Below are 16,395 nucleotides of genomic sequence, written 5' to 3' on the forward strand. Positions count from 1 at the left end.
GTCGATTTCTTTTGGCAGCCTTAGCAATAAATGCATTATTTTTACCCTTTTCAACAGTTGAAGCTGGCGGGGGGCCGGGCATTAAAGAAGATGTTAAACCATTTCATATGGAACCCTCAGGGCCAGCTAAGTCACAAAAGAAAGTTATCCCTCTTGAAGGGGAAGCAAAAACAAATCTTGGTATCTACATCTTCCAACTCGATAATTTGGATTGGAGGGTAGAAGGTCAGTGTAACGACATTGATTTACTTAATGATAGTTCAACTAACCTACCCAGATCATCCAGAGTATGTGTAAAATTAGATCTCGATAAAGATGTATACAAACCAACAGAGTACAAAGATAAAAACAATGAGCAACTCCCTTCATCTACAATAACTGAAAGATCAAAGAAACCGCACTACATGGACAATACTAGCTACTATAGAATTGGAGATCCAATTTTGCTTTCTGTAGATGAATTCGATGGCTTGAGCACCAAATTCCAAATGCAAATTGGGGGCGCAATCGCCCCTACTGCGTCAAGAGAATATCACCCTCCGAAATGGTCAGCAGACTACATTTTCAGAACTGATCTTTATTGGAAGGCATTGGCTGAAATAACTAAAGAGATCAACCTTACCACTGGCGGGCAACTTAGCTTGAACCAGTCCAAACAATTGAATGCAACTGTCAAAACCAAAAATGGAGATGGAAACTTTGGTGCAGAGACCAATGTTAACACCGGCAGCGGTGGTACAACTACATGGGAATCATCCAATCCTGGTGTCGCTACCGTTAGTAACTCCGGATTAGTTCAAGCCGTCAGCAGAGGAACGACAACCATCACCGTACTGTGGAAGAAAGATGGATTTGAGTTAACTACCACTACAAACATTGGTGTTGAAGAGAACCCAGGTACGGGTGAGGGCGACGGGAACGGAGGCGGTGGTGGAGGTTGCACGCCAACGATTGGACCACCTTCTGCTGGAACCATTATGAGCATGGATGATCTCGATCCTAATGCCAGTGGTGTTATTAAGTCAGATAACAGAGATAATGAGACATTCAATGTATTAAAAGGAATACCTACTTCAGAGTCACTCTACACAAACGCCTTTGCTGACAATTATCTATTTAAACAAGCTTGGGCTAAAATGAGCGGTAAAGTTACATACAACTGTAATGTCACCATCTCGTACGACAGAGAATGGACAGTACCTGGACCAGAAATATGTGATGATGATGGTTGTACGCCAGGGCCACCTGTACCCGCGAACGACACGGTACCCAAGCCATACACCTTCCAGATCACGAGAGACTACTCCTACTGGAAAATTAACAATCTGGAAGTATACAAGATCGCTAAAGCAACCATGACTAATTACGCTTTGCCCGGTGAGACCGTTACGATGAATCCAACAGGATACACACCACCCACACTGGAGTCTAAAAATGATGAATCCGTAGAAGCCCATGTACGACCAGGGCAAACCACTTCAATCTCATATACTCCACCCAAATTAACAGGTGGTTTGAACCAACCTCCCAGTGTGCCTGATGATACATCACGTTTAAAAGGGATGGCTGAATCCAACACACCTCAAAGTAAAGTGAAGAATGATTTGGTTAAATTCAACAACACAACCATTATGAATGATGTGGAAGCAACCAAAGATGGTCCAACACCATCCAACATCCCTAATCCAACGACAATTGGGCGTGATGTGCTGTACAAACCGGGTAATATGATCAGCAATTCTCTGCTGAATAAAGCAAACACCACAAGCTCTGGTGAGATCTATTATGATTTGCTACCGGGTAACGTAAATGGCGGCACCAATAAAATATTACCGATTAACGGCATCAACAGCGTCACGGTACACACCCCTGTCGTCAATTACGCCTGGGTATCGGATGATCAGCCGCATAATCAGAAAACCGTACCGGACCCAACCAGCGCTGCACTCATTCTGGAACGTCCGTTCATTGTACGAATTCCCACATCGGGACAGCACTTGGACGCAGCGAGTTATCCCGGTTATGGGAATCGGGACTATGCCAAATATTTTCGAATCAAACAGGTACAATTCCCGTTTGATGTCTACAACGCAGACCGGAGTCAGTTTATCCCTGCCAAGACATGGGTCGATATTCCGGTCAATCAACTGGATACCACATTTTATCTCCCTGTATGGGTAGACGAAGGCAAATATCACATTGTATTCCGTAATATTGCAGAGAATGCACCTGCAAACTTTACCGAGCAACAGGATGCCAATACCAATCTAACACATCATGTTGCAGCAGATACCGTACCGGTAGATGTGATCGGAAGGTTATATGATTTTCACGTCACTGATATCTCCGATTACAACTGGGAAAATGTATTTCGCAAGCGATTGGGTAGTCCCGACCCAACGGGCCTTAGCTACTGGGCAGGGATGAATAGCATTGATGGTGATCCGAGAGGTAATCTGACTCCATTTGTATTGCCCATCCGACCAGGAAGCCATCCGGTGCAGGGATTCGCTAACGCGACTGTGAAGACGGGGTACCATTTCAAGTTTGATCTGAAGACCAAGGGCAATATGTTTGGCAAGCAGGATGGTATTCGAATAACACCAACTTTTTCTTTTGTAAGCAAAGACGGTTTATCCCGACAAGAAGTGGATCTGTACTACCATCGAGGCCAGGAACGTCTGATCCGTATCGGATCGGCACAGGATCTGGAGAAACGCTTTGTTGTCCTGAACTCACGTCTTCGAAATGTACCCGGCACAGAGTTAGGCGATACAGCGCGTTATCAGTATACTTATGAGCTGACAGCGGAAGAACGCAACCAGCGTACGTTGGCAGAACATATGGTTCGCCTGGTCGATCAGACTTCCCATCAAAAAACATGGGTAGGTCGTTATGACTGGATGATCCTGTCTGCTCCGATTCGGACACTCATTGGGCCGAAAACGGACATTCCTTCCGGGGTCAACGTGGACCGGGCCAATGCAGCAATCCAACGCTGGTACGGGGAGTATAGTTTGCCGGCCGATGTATATGCCGTACCAAAAGGGACGGATCTCGAACCCCTTGCCCAACAAAATCAGCTAGATGAGAAATCGAAGATTTTTCTAAAGAATGGTTATATCGTAGTTAACTTCAACATGGAGAGCCTGCGGAATGGAAATACAGAGGCGCCCCATCTACAATACATTCATGCACCACTAATGAATCAATGGCAGATGGAAGGTTTCAACAAAAAACCAACAGACACTCAAGGCAGAACCTGGCCGCTGAAGGATGGCGACATTGTCTTTTACCATGCTGATCAGTCCAGCCGGAATGACTTCCAATCCCAAGTACCGCACTAGTTTGAATCTCTCATGTCAGCACGACTGGCTAAGCATATGTAGCCAACTACATGTGGACAGAAGAGTCTGTATGCGGAGTACCTCTCCAAAATAAGACTGAATATCTATATAGCGACAATCACCCAATGAAGCAATCAATAAATATATGATGAAATAGCCATGAAGTGCCGGATTAAGTACTATACAGCCTGCGCAAAACTATGGTGTACTGAATGACTTAAGTGCACTGAACGACATACGATGAAGCATTCACAAGCTATTGCTGTATCACGTTCCAACTACAAACAACATACCTGTTATACAACAAAAGGGTTACCCTGAAAGTCATCTATGGACTTCTGGGGTAACCCTTCTTGCATCATTCTCTTTTTATAACCTTACTTAGACTATAAAGAAAACCCACACATCAGTATTATCCTGACAAACTTTCTCCAGGAGACAGGTAGGTTAGCAGGAACGTCAAAAACTTGATGCCGAACAATACGACGATTAGTTGTAATAATCGTTTAACGATATATCTGCTCAAGTACTCTAACGTCCTTCCACAAAACTTTATGTACGTGCCATAATGTTCTCCGTCCACAGCTCCGCTGAAAACTTATAAATTCTATCAAAAAAAGCGTCCCTCTCCGTATTAGTGAATGAGAACGCCTTAAATAAACAGATTTTCAGAAAAAATCATGCTCTCTAAAAACCTTCCTATCTCCCGTAGGGTACTACTGTGTTTGTTAAAACTGGCAGGTCTCCTGGCTCCAGAATCATCGTCACTTGCAGCTCCTTCCCGGCTTAAAGCAGTGGATTATCGCTACTTGACTCCTCTGTTACAGTGGCGGGACCGCGCCGGTATCACACCGGACTTCCCTATTAAGCTTCCACCCTGACGGGCAAAGCACCAAGTTCCACATATTCAATTACACTTCTGTATCAGAATAGCGGGACGACGATAATGATCAAAACTTTTCTTTCAAATTTGAAACACTGAAATACGTCTAATCTCGATTTCTCGAACCCTTCGGAGACACACCCGTCACTCGCTTGAACATCTTGGAAAACAGTAATGGGTCTGTATAGCCAACCGAATGTGCCACTTCACTTACCGACAGCCCTGGATTCTGAAGAAGTTCGGCAGCCCGATTCATACGGTACTCCAGGAAAAAGGACTGTAGCGACATGCCATATCGCTCTTTGAACAATCCCGATAGATACGTGCGATCCAGCCCCACAGCGTGGGCAATATCCAGAATGGAGGTTCGCTGACTGTACCTGTTCTCCATAAACTGCACCGCCTGCCGGATGTACGTCTCTTTGTTTGAAAGGAGCTGCCCTATTTCCTCCTCCACAGGCGAAGAAGAGATTAATTCTGCCATTAAGCGGTACAAGAGACTCTGGTTCAACACATCACCTCCCGGTCGCGTGGAAGCTTGGACCATCTCCGTATACAACTGTTCCATCGTATTTGTATCCTGGGCATCATATATCGGGCGCTCCGGGCTCAATTGGGCACGTTGCATGAATGCTTTGGCTTGTACACCTTTAAAACCAAACCATGAATATGTCCAGGGCTCCTTCGGGTCTGCCTCATAATGAATAAGCGTGTCCGGGAGAATGACAAAACCCTGTCCCTCGCTAATTTTGTATTCCTGATCCCCCATGTACACGGTGCCCCGGCCTTCATGGATGTAGTGCACAATGTAAGAATCACGTACACCCGGTCCCCAATAATGCGCAGGATCACATGCCTCCCACCCGAAAAACAACAAAATCAGCTCCATCTGTGTCCAGCCGGCGGGAACCACATTCATCTCAATGCGACTCACTTTTTCGCCCCCTCCGTATTTCCTTCCGCGGTTCACCATCTGTATGTCTAATTAAATTATAACAGCTAAAGTACACAATTATTAGTTGAAAACGGAAACAAAAATGGGATTATGCCATGTTTGAGAGGGGTTGAACCATAGTTATATGTGCCGAATCGGCCTATAGTTGGGGTACAACATTTTTCAGGGAGGCTGAATTTAAGATGAACAAAATTACGTTTCTCGGTGCAGGCAGCACCGTCTTTGTCAAAAATGTATTGGGTGATGTCATGATGACCGAAGCACTGCAGGATTTTGAATTGGCATTGTTTGATATCGATGCTGAACGTTTGAGCGATTCAGAGCGTTTGCTAACCAGTCTGGCCCGCTCACTCGGAAGTCGTTGCATCGTGAACGTATATCATGACCGCAAAGAAGCGCTACGAGGGGCCAAATATGTCATCAACGCTATCCAGGTCGGTGGATATGATCCATGCACCATTACAGACTTTGAGATTCCGAAGAAATACGGATTGCGTCAAACAATTGCAGATACACTCGGTATCGGCGGAATTTTCCGTAATTTGCGGACGATTCCGGTCATGTTGGATTTCGCCCGGGATATGCAGGAAGTATGTCCGGATGCATGGTTCCTGAACTACACCAACCCGATGGCCGTGCTTACTAACGTCATGAATGTGCATGGTGGGATCAAAACCGTAGGTTTGTGTCATAGTGTGCAGGTATGTGTACCACATCTGTTTGATGCACTGGGGATCGATCAGACAGGTGTTGTGGCTAAGATTGCAGGGATCAACCACATGGCGTGGCTGCTCGAAGTTACCAAAGACGGGCAGGATCTGTACCCCGAGATTAAACGTTTGGCGAAAGAAAAACAGAAAGAACGGCATGACGACATGGTTCGTTTTGAGTTGATGCAGCGTTTTGGCTATTATGTGACGGAATCCTCAGAACACAATGCCGAGTACCACCCTTACTTCATCAAGCGGAATTACCCGGAGCTGATTGAACGCTTCAACATTCCATTGGATGAGTATCCACGCCGCTGTGTGAACCAGATTGAGGGCTGGAAAGAAATGCGTACCAAGCTGTTTGCCAGCGAAAATATTGAACATACCCGCAGCCGTGAATACGCATCGCATATTATCGAAGCGATGGAGACAAATAACCCGTACAAGATTGGCGGCAACGTCATGAACAACGGACTGATTACGAACCTGCCGCGTGAAGCATGTGTCGAGGTCCCTTGTTTGGTGGATGGATCAGGAATCAGCCCTACGTATATTGGGGATCTGCCTCCACAACTCGCGGCATTGAACCGGACAAACATCAACACGCAACTGCTGACGATTGAAGCAGCAATCACTGGCAAAAAAGAACATATCTATCATGCTGCCATGCTTGATCCACACACGGCTGCCGAACTGTCTATTGATGACATCGTAGCGATGTGTGATGAGTTGATTGAGGCTCACGGCGACTGGTTGCCAAAATACACGTCATAATATAAAAGCACCGTTTCCTTTGCAGCTGAAGGGGACGGTGTTTTGTTCTTTCCATATGCTCACCCGCTGAATGGTGCATCACATCATGGTTACGAAATGTCCCGCTCTCTTAAACGTTATTCGGCAGGGAGCAAAAAGCGATAACCAATGCCAGGCTCCGTCTGAATGTACCGTGGATTCGTTGGATCTTCATTTAATTTTTTACGCAGATGTCCCACATATACCCGAAGATAATGGCTGTCGGACTCATGATGATGCCCTCCCCATACTTGCTGCAAAAGCTGACGCTGGGTGATGATTTTCCCTGCATTGGAGGCAAGCACCTTCAGCATCTCATATTCCGTTGGGGTTAATCTGACCAAAGCCCCCTCCAGTTCGACCTGCCTTTGGGCTAGATCAATCGTGAGTGATCCGAAGCGCAGTATTGGCTCATCCGTTGTTTTGGCTACATGACGCAGCGCCACCCGAATACGGGCAACTAACTCACCCATTCCAAATGGTTTGGTCACATAATCATCTGCACCAGCATCCAACACAGCAATTTTGTCTCCCTCCTGATCCTTCGCTGTCAGCACAATAATTGGCACTTGTGACCATTCGCGAATCCGGCGAAGTACCTCCATGCCAGACATGCCCGGCAGACCAAGATCAAGGATGATCAGATCCGGATGTACAATACTGGCCTGAATAACGCCCTCTTCGCCATCCCCACACTCGTGGAGTTCGAATTGGTGTGCCTGAAGGGTGACCTTGAGCAATTTGCGAATCTGCGGCTCATCATCGATCACCAGTATGCGAGCCCCTAGTGGTGCGTTCATGTTATTCTTCAACCTCTCCTTGTTCTGAATAGGGAAACCGTGATCCGTGAGCCTCCAGGGGGATATCTATACGCATTCTCGTCCCCCCGCCCGGATTCGGCTCTGCCCCAATGGAACCTCCGTGGACTTCCACAATGCCTTTGCAAATCGCCAGACCAAGCCCCGTTCCTGTGACATGCTGAGTCGACTCCGAGCGATAGAACTTATCAAATATACGCAATCTTTCCGCTTCCGGTATACCGATGCCTTGATCTGCTACCCAGATCGTCAATTGACTTGGACTCTTATCGCTTGCCACAGTGATGACAATCTGGCTCCCATCAGGCGAATATTTGATGGCGTTGCTGACGATATTGACCAGCACCTGCTCCAGCAATACTTCATCTCCGTAGAGAAAGGCCGGGTCATCAGGCAGTTCAACTTGAATGTTGCGATGCGGACTGAATCCCCGAACTTGTGTCAGCACAACGCTAATGATGTCTCCCACATCACACCATTTCCGGTTCAATTGCAACATGCCGCTCTCCAGCCGGACCATACCCAACAGATTTGTGACGAGACGATTCATGCGCAATGCACCATCCCGAATGTTGCCTGTTAATTCTCTCCGATCCTCGGGTGTAAAAAGAGTATCATTCTCCAACAATCCCGTAGCCGAGCCGATAATGGCGGTTAGGGGTGTACGCAATTCATGAGAGACAGAGTCCAGCAGCGCTGTACGTATGCGCTCTGATTCAGCAGTGATCTGCGCCAATCGGGCCTCTTCCGCTAGCTTCACTCGGGCAATGGCACCTGCGGCCAGCCCACCACATGCCTCCAACAGACGAAGCTGTTCTTGCTGCTCATGAACTTCGCCAGCGTCCATGCTCACGGCGAGCACGCCATGAATCTGCTCCTCTGTGCGTAGCGGCACGTAAAGTCCGGGAGATTCCCGTAAAGCGGATGATCCCTTACCTGCGATCTGTCCGTGATGATACACCCATTTGGCAATGGCAATCTCCGACTCTCCATCTCCCCAGCCATCCTTTTCCCCTTCTGATGTGGATGCAGAAGAGCTTGTAACCAACAGATCCCCCTGCCCATCCGGAAGATACACAGCTGCTGGTTTGCCCAAGGTGAGCGAAACCTGAGTTGCAATGTTAACCAGCAACGTATTCAGATCCGTAATGGCTGTCATCTGACGGCTCAATGCGTACAGGGAGTTCGTCGTGGCTTCACGTGCTTTCACCATCTCCAGTTGTTGTCGTAACCGACCTGCAAGACTTGCTGTCAGGATCGCCACCGCAAGATACACAACAAAGGAGATGAGATATCTCAAGTCTTCTACCGTAAAGCTCAAATACGGCGGTACAAAAAAGAAGTCAAACATAATGACGCTAAAACTGGCGGCATATACAGCTGGCCCCATTCCCCAATACACGGCACTCACCAGTACGGGAAACAGGTATACAAGCGCTACGTTAACCAGATCACCGCTCATGCCGATGGCATGAAGCAGCAAAGTTAGCAGCGTCACCCCAAGGGTCACCCATACATATGCCGGAATCCGTTTCCCATGGGATGGCAGTGTTTCTTTTTTTATTCGTTCAGACAATATCCATTCACATCCCGCTCAGTTCATAATCGTAATCTGCAACGATCAATACATCCAGATGCCGCGACAAGCGTACAAGTCGGTTGACCACCGAACCTGAGCCGCGGTAGCCATTCAGCCACCACACCCGTCTTGCCTGCCCGACTACCAACTGGGTTGCTCTCGCCTCCGATGCCTTTCTTGCCAAAATCTCAGGTACATCGCTCAGCCTTGGACTGTGATGAATGTGAAATTGACCACCAAGCCGAATCGTCAGCTGCTCCAACGCTTCCAGATGGCACTTCACTTCGTCACTCATGGACTCACCGATGTGGATATGGTGTACATGCCAGATGGCTTTTAGACGATAAGCCATGCGGAATCCGCGCCGGATCAGCCGCTCGGCATGACGATCACTGCTTACACATACAAAGACGGCTTCCTGTCTGCGCCAAGGTCCCCGAAGTGCAATTTTGGCCTGCTGTGCTTCAAGCCGTTCATCGACATCGTCCGCCAGCTCGCGCAGAGCAAGTTCTCGCAGGGCAATCAGATTACCGATTTTGAAGAAATTCGCAAGGGCTTGCTCGACCTTGGCAGTTGCATAGATTTTACCCTCCCTCATGCGCTGCCGCAAGGCCTGGGGCGCCACATCAATCAGCTGCACCTCATCCGCCATCTGAATGATCCGATCAGGTACGGTCTCGCGGACACGAACACCGGTAATATGTTCAACGGCATCATTCAGACTTTCGAGATGCTGTACATTCATTGTGGTAATCACCGAGATGCCTGCATTCAGCAGGAGCAGGACATCTTCATAACGCTTTTGCCGGACACTTCCAGGTACATTCGTATGCGCCAGTTCATCCACAAGCACCACTTCCGGACAAAGACGCAGAATACCCTCGGTGTCCATCTCTTCCAGCCGAGCCTCCTGATACACTCGCTGCACACGAGGGATCACAGATAAGTGACCCATCTGTTCCACGGTTTCCGCCCGCCCATGTGTCTCCAGCAAGCCGATTTGCACATCGATGCCCTTACGGAGCAAATCATTACCTTCCCGCAGCATCATGTAGGTTTTGCCTACACCTGGTGCGGCTCCGATATATATTTTGAATGTGCCGCGCTGAATCTGGCCAATCTGTTCCTTCATTTCCTGCTCGCTTAGTCTGCGGTATGTCGGTGACTCCACCTCGTTTACCTTGGCCGGAACTACACGTTCACCCTCCCTGGCCGCTCGATCAGCAACCAGAAAGAGATCCACACCACGTAATCTGCGTAGCAGCGAGTTAACAACGGACCCTTGCCACAATTCCTGCCAGCGCGTACGCCGGGAGTGCCCCATCACAATCCGGGTAATCTGGTGCTCCATGGCATAACGCGCCAGTGTAGACGGGATGTTGCGACGGTGTAATATAGACAGCTCCTCCATATGGCCACCAAACTTCTCCACCAGCTTAACCATATTCCGCCGAAATACGGTTGCCTCTTTGGTTAATGGCTGCTTCATATTCCGAAAAACCACAGCGCACAGATCACCATTCAACCGTTTGGCAATCTGTTGTCCACGCCGGATATAGATGGAGCCGTTCCAATGATATTGCGTGGACACCAGAATCCGTTCCATGATGCCTGTTGTGAGGGTAATTCCCATCTCCTCCCGATGCTCGCGCAGGGATTCATTCACCCCTTCTGCAACCAATCTTAGGGCCAGTTCGCGCAGAATACCCAGATTGCCTTGACGAAATACAGCTTCTCCCTCATGCCCCTTCAGGTGACCTTCTGCCAGACGGCTCAGTATGGTTTCCGGCGTGACGTCAATCAGCTTGACTTCATCCGCAAGTTCCAGTGTATCCGCAGGTACCGTATGTTCTACTGTGATACCCGTAAGTTGCCGCGCCAGCTCGGTATACCCTTCCAGTTCATACACATTCACCGTTGTCATGACACTGATGTTGTTTCGGAGCAAAAACTGAATGTCTTCCAGCCGGGTAGCATACCGGGCGCCTTCTCTGTTGCGATGTGCCAAACCATCCACCAGCACAACCTCCGGATTACGCACCATCAGTGCATCCAGGTTCAGATCCTTCATCTCTACATCATCACTCTGGCGTAACCAGTGAATGCTTGGAATCCGTTCAAGTGCGCCAAGCTGTTCCACCGTTTCCGGTCTGCGCATTGTGGAGACGGCGCAGATGACCACATCAATGCCCTGCTCACGCAACGTATTCCCTTCTCGTAACATGTGATACGTTTTGCCCGATCCGCTGACTGGGCCGATGTAGATTTTGAGGGTACCCTGCTGCAGCTTCGTAATCATCTTCAGCATCTCTTCCGGTGACTTGCGCTTGAAGCTGTCTTCCATCCGTCCCTCTCCCCCTTTCCTTTAAAAATAGGATGAAACAAATAGAGAAAGCCCCTCCCGATATATCGTGAGCAGGCTAATATGTTTGTTAGTTCATTTCTGCTGTCAGCGCCAGATTCAGAGCCGTTACATTTACACGCGGTTCCCCGAATATACCCATCTGACGACCTTCCGTATGCTCATTTACAAGTTGCACAAGCTGCTGTTCACTAAGCCCCGTAGCTTCGCTAATGCGTGGGATCTGTGCCTCAGCGGCTTCGGGAGAGAGATCCGGGTCAAGTCCAGAGCCTGAACCCGTCACGAGATCAGCAGGGATCTGCTTCAATCCCGGATTTTCCTGCTGGAGCTGGGCCATCTTTTCCTTCATCTCGCCGATATATTCCTCCGAAGCTACGGCGCGATTTGAACCAGCTGAAGCCGTTGGGTCATAACCGGCACTCGATGCCCGGGGCTGGAACAGCCCCGGCGATTGGAAATCCTGCGCCAGCAGGGACGAGCCGATGATTTTCTCATCTTGCGTAATCAGACTGCCGTTCGCCTGCGCAGGAAAGAGAAGTTGGGCTACACCAGTCGTTACAAGCGGGTAGATTAGCCCGCATATCAACATAAGCACAACGGATAACCGTACAGCGGGCAAGAACATGTTCATACAGATCACTTCCTGAATTCATTAGGATAAAAGGACAAGTTTGATAAACGTTGTTATCACGTTAAAGAATCCCCAACAGAACCATATCAATCAGCTTAATGCCGATAAAAGGTACAATTACACCACCTACGCCATAGATGAACACATTGCGGCCAAGTAACCGTTCAGCTGACATCGCCCGATACTTAACTCCTTTCATCGCGATAGGAATAAGCAGCGGAATAATAATGGCGTTGAAGATCAGCGCCGACAGGATCGCAGACTGCGGTGAAGCCAGATTCATAATATTCAGCGCCTGAAGCTGCGGCATGGCGAGAATGAACATCGCTGGAATGATGGCAAAATATTTTGCGATATCATTGGATATCGAAAAGGTTGTGAGTGCGCCGCGTGTAATCAGCAGCTGCTTGCCAATGGAGACGACCGACAATAACTTGGTCGGGTCAGAGTCCAAATCAATCATGTTGGCCGCTTCCTTGGCCGCCATGGTGCCCGAATTCATCGCCAGGCCCACATCGGCCTGCGCCAGAGCAGGAGCATCGTTGGTACCGTCGCCCGTCATGGCGACGAGTTTGCCCTCCTGCTGCTCTTTTTTGATCGCCGCAATCTTATCTTCAGGCTTCGCTTCGGCAATAAAATCATCCACGCCCGCTTCCAGCGCTATGGTCGCTGCGGTCAGCGGATTGTCGCCTGTACACATAATGGTCTTGATGCCCATGGCGCGCATCTCAGCGAACTTCTCTTTCAGCCCTGGCTTCACAGTGTCTTTCAGATATATCACACCATAGATTCGTTCATCGATAGCTACAGCAAGCGGCGTACCCCCAGCCTTTGCAATTCGATTTGCAATTTCATCCAGATCACCAGGTATACGGCCTCCTGCGGAAGCAATATATCTTTTGATTGCATCCACCGCACCTTTACGAATCTTCATTCCGCTACTCAGATTGAGACCGGACATCCGTGTCTCTGCCGTGAATTCCACACTTTCCGCATTTGCATACTCCGTTTCAGACCAGCTCTGGCCTTGTTTGCCTGCCAGTTCCACCACAGAACGTCCTTCCGGGGTCTCATCTCGCACAGAAGCCTGTAAAGCAGCTTGCGTCATCTCTGACGAAGTAATGCCCTGAAGGGGAATAAACTCTGATGCCATGCGGTTTCCGTATGTGATCGTTCCTGTTTTGTCCAGAATCAACGTGTCGATATCCCCGGCTGCTTCCACCGCTTTACCTGACATGGCGAGCACATTGAACTGCGTTACACGGTCCATTCCGGCAATACCAATGGCGGATAACAATCCACCAATTGTGGTTGGGATCAAGCAGACGAGCAGTGCAATCAATGTCGCCAGATCCAGTCGAATACCCAGGTAATTTGCCATCGGAACCATCGTCAGAATGACGATTAAGAAGATCAGGGTTAATACGGCGAGCAGGGTGGTCAGCGCGATTTCATTAGGTGTTTTCTGGCGCTGTGCACCCTCAACCAGAGAGATCATCCGGTCAAGGAATGACTCACCCGGATCGGTCTGAACACGCATGACGATGTAATCGGACACGACGCGGGTACCTCCGGTAACCGAGGAGAAATCACCTCCTGCTTCCTTGATGACTGGGGCGGATTCTCCTGTAATGGCCGATTCATCAATGGAGGCCAGGCCTTCCACAATCTCACCGTCCGTTGGGATCAGTTCACCGACTTCCACACGGACCATATCGCCTTTTTTCAACTGGGTCGAAGACACTTGCCGGATGGTTCCATCCTTCTGCACCAGATTGGCCATGGTGTCCGACTTCGTCTTGCGTAACGTATCCGCCTGCGCCTTGCCTCTTCCTTCTGCAAGTGCCTCCGCGAAGTTAGCGAACAGCAGTGTAAACAGCAGAATGAAAAACACGGCAATGTTGTACCCGCGCCCAGCCTCCGATGCGGTGAAGAGATCTGGATTGATGCTTAATAAAAGCGTAATGAATGTACCAATCTCAACAATAAACATAACCGGATTTTTGATCATGACCACCGGATTTAGCTTCTTGAACGCATCCAGCGAAGCCTGAAGTATCATATCCTTGCTTAAAGACCGTTTTGATCCGGGATCACGTTGAATATTACCTCGGTTGTTATCCGGCTCATTGCCCTTCGTACTAAACATTTCTGTATCCATATGTTGCATCGTCTGCTCCTTCTTTCGTTCGACTGCATTCATCGTGCACTGCCACCTCCATACGTTACGTCCTTACACCAATTCCTCTGTAGTACCCCTGTCATTTCCTTCATTGAATCATGGCCAAGTGTTCTGCGATCGGTCCAAGGGCAAGCGACGGGAAGAATGTGAGTGCGCCGACAACAACGATCATCATGACCAGAATGCCAGCAAAGAGAGGCGTGTGCGTACGCAGCGTACCTGTAGTTACTGGTACAACCCGTTTTGTAGCGAGTGAACCTGCAATAGCCAACATGGCGATCATCGAAACGTACCTTCCCAGCAGCATAACGATACCAATCGCGATGTTGTAAAAGTCTGTATTGGCATTTAGTCCGGCAAAGGCCGATCCATTATTGGCTGCACCCGAGGCAAAAGCATAGAGAACTTCGGTCAGGCCATGCATACCTCCATTCGAGATGGACGCAATGGCTTCAGGCCGCATAAGCGCGAGTGCCGTTGGCGCCAGAATAATCAAAGGATGAATGAGCAAGGCGATGGATGCGAGCTTCACTTCTTTGCCCTCGATTTTTTTGCCCAGAAACTCAGGTGTTCGTCCCACCATCAAGCCACAGATAAACACAGCCAGAATCACATACAACAGTCCGTTGATCAGCCCTACCCCTTTGCCACCAAACACGTTATTAAGCATCATCTGAGCCAGTGATACCATGCCTCCAAGTGGAGTGAGCGACTCATGCATATTGTTGACCGAACCTGTAGTAGCCGCTGTCGTGACTGCCGTGAATAAAGCCGATTCGGGTATGCCAAACCTGACCTCTTTCCCCTCCATATTGCCATGCAGACCTGCTGCATCCAACGCGGGTACACCGCGATATTCGGAGACAAATACGGTGGTCAACATCACAAGGAAAAGAAAACTCATCGCTGCGAACAATGCCCAACCCTGCTTCCGGTTATTGACCATCAAGCCGAAGGCGTATACCAGTGCAGTGGGCAACAGCATCATACAGACGATATGCACCAGATTGCTCAGGGCCGTCGGATTCTCGAATGGATGTGCAGCATTGGTTCCAAACCAGCCACCACCATTGGTGCCAATGTGTTTGATCGATTCCAGTGAGGCGACCAGTCCACGTGAGATGGTCTGCTGCGCGCCTTCCAGCGTCGTAGCGTTCACCGCTCCTGCGAGTGTCTGAGGCACACCTTGGAACACGAGGAACAGGGCCACGATGAAACTCAGCGGTAAAAAAATTCTCGTAATCGACCGTACAAGGTCGACGTAAAAGTTCCCCAGTTCATCCCGGCGGCCTACCAATCCGCGAATGAATGCAATAGCCACTGCAAATCCTGTCGCTGCTGACGTAAACATTGGGAATGTCACTGCCAGCATCTGTGACAGGTACGACAGGGCATTCTCACCCGTATACGACTGCCAGTTCGTGTTCGTCATGAACGAAACGGCCGTATTAAATGCCTGCGCCGCTGGCATATTGCCAATTCCATCCGGATTGAGCGGTAAATATTTTTGCAGTCGCAGCACCAGAAACATCAATACCAACATTACAAAGTTGGAGAGGAGAACGGCCGTGAGGTACTTTTTCCACCCCATGGACTCGTTCTCGCGTACGCCCATCACTCGATAGAGCAGTCGCTCCGGTCCACCAAAAACCCGATCCAGCCCCGTTCGCTGTCCATCGAAAACGTTCACTATATATTTTCCCACTGGTTTCACCAGCAATAGGATGATCAGTAGCGTCACCGCTACTTGCACTACACCGATACCCATATCCGCATTTCCTCCCTATTCGACATTCCCTTGTTCAACATTACGTACATCGTCAGCATCAGAATTTTTCTGGCTTCACCAGCACATAACCGAGATAAATCACCAGTGCGAGTACAATCATGCCGATGACAATCATTCCGCTCCCCCTCTCTACCCTCAAGCCTTTTCGCAGAATTTCACAAATCCCCAAAACACCGCAAACAACAGCACAACCAATCCAATCATCGTGGCATCATTCACCATGTGCCCTTCCTCCCTCTCTCTACCGTTCTCTGCACCTGCTACATGTAAAATCGTAATATGAAACGCTGTAAAAAAGGGGTAAAGAAATACCGCCACAGGTGTAAAAAAAGCGTAAAAAAGACCCG

At 49.0% G+C, this 16,395-nt stretch carries 10 protein-coding genes and 1 riboswitch; of the genes, 2 read left to right on the forward strand and 8 right to left on the reverse strand.

The annotated features are described in order from the left end of the window. The first annotated feature begins 443 nt into the window (after positions 1-443). Positions 444-3,347: a DUF5704 domain-containing protein gene (locus NSQ38_RS03895; RefSeq protein ID WP_339787224.1), complete on the forward strand. Its 2,904-nt coding sequence runs from the start codon at positions 444-446 to the stop codon at positions 3,345-3,347. A 718-nt stretch (positions 3,348-4,065) separates the two neighbouring features. Then, positions 4,066-4,259, reverse strand: a riboswitch (cobalamin riboswitch). Positions 4,260-4,336: 77 nt separating this feature from the next. Here NSQ38_RS03895 and NSQ38_RS03900 read toward each other — a convergent pair. After that, complete coding sequence (locus NSQ38_RS03900; RefSeq protein WP_339787228.1) at positions 4,337-5,164, reverse strand: AraC family ligand binding domain-containing protein; 828 nt, start codon at positions 5,162-5,164, stop codon at positions 4,337-4,339. Positions 5,165-5,367: 203 nt separating this feature from the next. Between NSQ38_RS03900 and NSQ38_RS03905 the strand changes: the two genes are divergently transcribed. After that, on the forward strand, positions 5,368-6,669 hold the full coding sequence (locus tag NSQ38_RS03905) for an alpha-glucosidase/alpha-galactosidase (RefSeq protein ID WP_339787230.1): 1,302 nt from the start codon (positions 5,368-5,370) through the stop codon (positions 6,667-6,669). A 116-nt stretch (positions 6,670-6,785) separates the two neighbouring features. On the opposite strand, the gene NSQ38_RS03910 is transcribed toward NSQ38_RS03905, so the two are convergent. From NSQ38_RS03910 to NSQ38_RS03940, 7 genes are all read right to left on the reverse strand, one after another. Then, positions 6,786-7,487 carry a response regulator gene (locus tag NSQ38_RS03910; protein WP_339787233.1) on the reverse strand — a complete coding sequence of 234 codons (702 nt, stop codon included), beginning with the start codon at positions 7,485-7,487 and terminating at the stop codon, positions 6,786-6,788. A 1-nt stretch (position 7,488) separates the two neighbouring features. Beyond that, positions 7,489-9,081, reverse strand: a complete 1,593-nt coding sequence (locus NSQ38_RS03915; RefSeq protein ID WP_339787236.1) for an ATP-binding protein — start codon at positions 9,079-9,081, stop codon at positions 7,489-7,491. Between the two features lie 7 nt (positions 9,082-9,088). Further along, on the reverse strand, positions 9,089-11,428 hold the full coding sequence (locus NSQ38_RS03920; RefSeq protein ID WP_339787239.1) for a histidine kinase: 2,340 nt from the start codon (positions 11,426-11,428) through the stop codon (positions 9,089-9,091). An 88-nt stretch (positions 11,429-11,516) separates the two neighbouring features. Beyond that, complete coding sequence (gene kdpC, locus NSQ38_RS03925; RefSeq protein ID WP_339787243.1) at positions 11,517-12,077, reverse strand: potassium-transporting ATPase subunit KdpC; 561 nt, start codon at positions 12,075-12,077, stop codon at positions 11,517-11,519. A gap of 61 nt (positions 12,078-12,138) precedes the next feature. Then, positions 12,139-14,139 (reverse strand): potassium-transporting ATPase subunit KdpB, encoded by a 2,001-nt coding sequence (kdpB, locus tag NSQ38_RS03930; RefSeq protein ID WP_339790392.1) that lies wholly within the window; start codon positions 14,137-14,139, stop codon positions 12,139-12,141. Between the two features lie 208 nt (positions 14,140-14,347). Continuing rightward, positions 14,348-16,021 (reverse strand): potassium-transporting ATPase subunit KdpA, encoded by a 1,674-nt coding sequence (kdpA, locus tag NSQ38_RS03935; RefSeq protein WP_339790395.1) that lies wholly within the window; start codon positions 16,019-16,021, stop codon positions 14,348-14,350. A gap of 162 nt (positions 16,022-16,183) precedes the next feature. Beyond that, the gene (locus tag NSQ38_RS03940; RefSeq protein WP_339787246.1) at positions 16,184-16,366 is read right to left on the reverse strand and encodes a hypothetical protein; all 183 of its coding nucleotides are present in this window, start codon (positions 16,364-16,366) and stop codon (positions 16,184-16,186) included. Positions 16,367-16,395: the final 29 nt, after the last annotated feature.

The sequence above is a fragment of the Paenibacillus sp. FSL R7-0313 genome (assembly GCF_037969885.1).
Taxonomy (GTDB): domain Bacteria; phylum Bacillota; class Bacilli; order Paenibacillales; family Paenibacillaceae; genus Paenibacillus.

What these genes read in the sequence shown, in the direction of transcription:
- NSQ38_RS03905 (WP_339787230.1), top strand. Translation starts at nt 5,368, where the DNA reads ATGAACAAAATTACGTTTCTCGGTGCAGGCAGCACCGTCTTTGTCAAA.
- NSQ38_RS03910 (WP_339787233.1), bottom strand. Translation starts at nt 7,487, where the DNA reads ATGAACGCACCACTAGGGGCTCGCATACTGGTGATCGATGATGAGCCG.
- NSQ38_RS03920 (WP_339787239.1), bottom strand. Translation starts at nt 11,428, where the DNA reads ATGGAAGACAGCTTCAAGCGCAAGTCACCGGAAGAGATGCTGAAGATG.
- kdpC (WP_339787243.1), bottom strand. Translation starts at nt 12,077, where the DNA reads ATGAACATGTTCTTGCCCGCTGTACGGTTATCCGTTGTGCTTATGTTG.
- kdpB (WP_339790392.1), bottom strand. Translation starts at nt 14,139, where the DNA reads ATGATACTTCAGGCTTCGCTGGATGCGTTCAAGAAGCTAAATCCGGTG.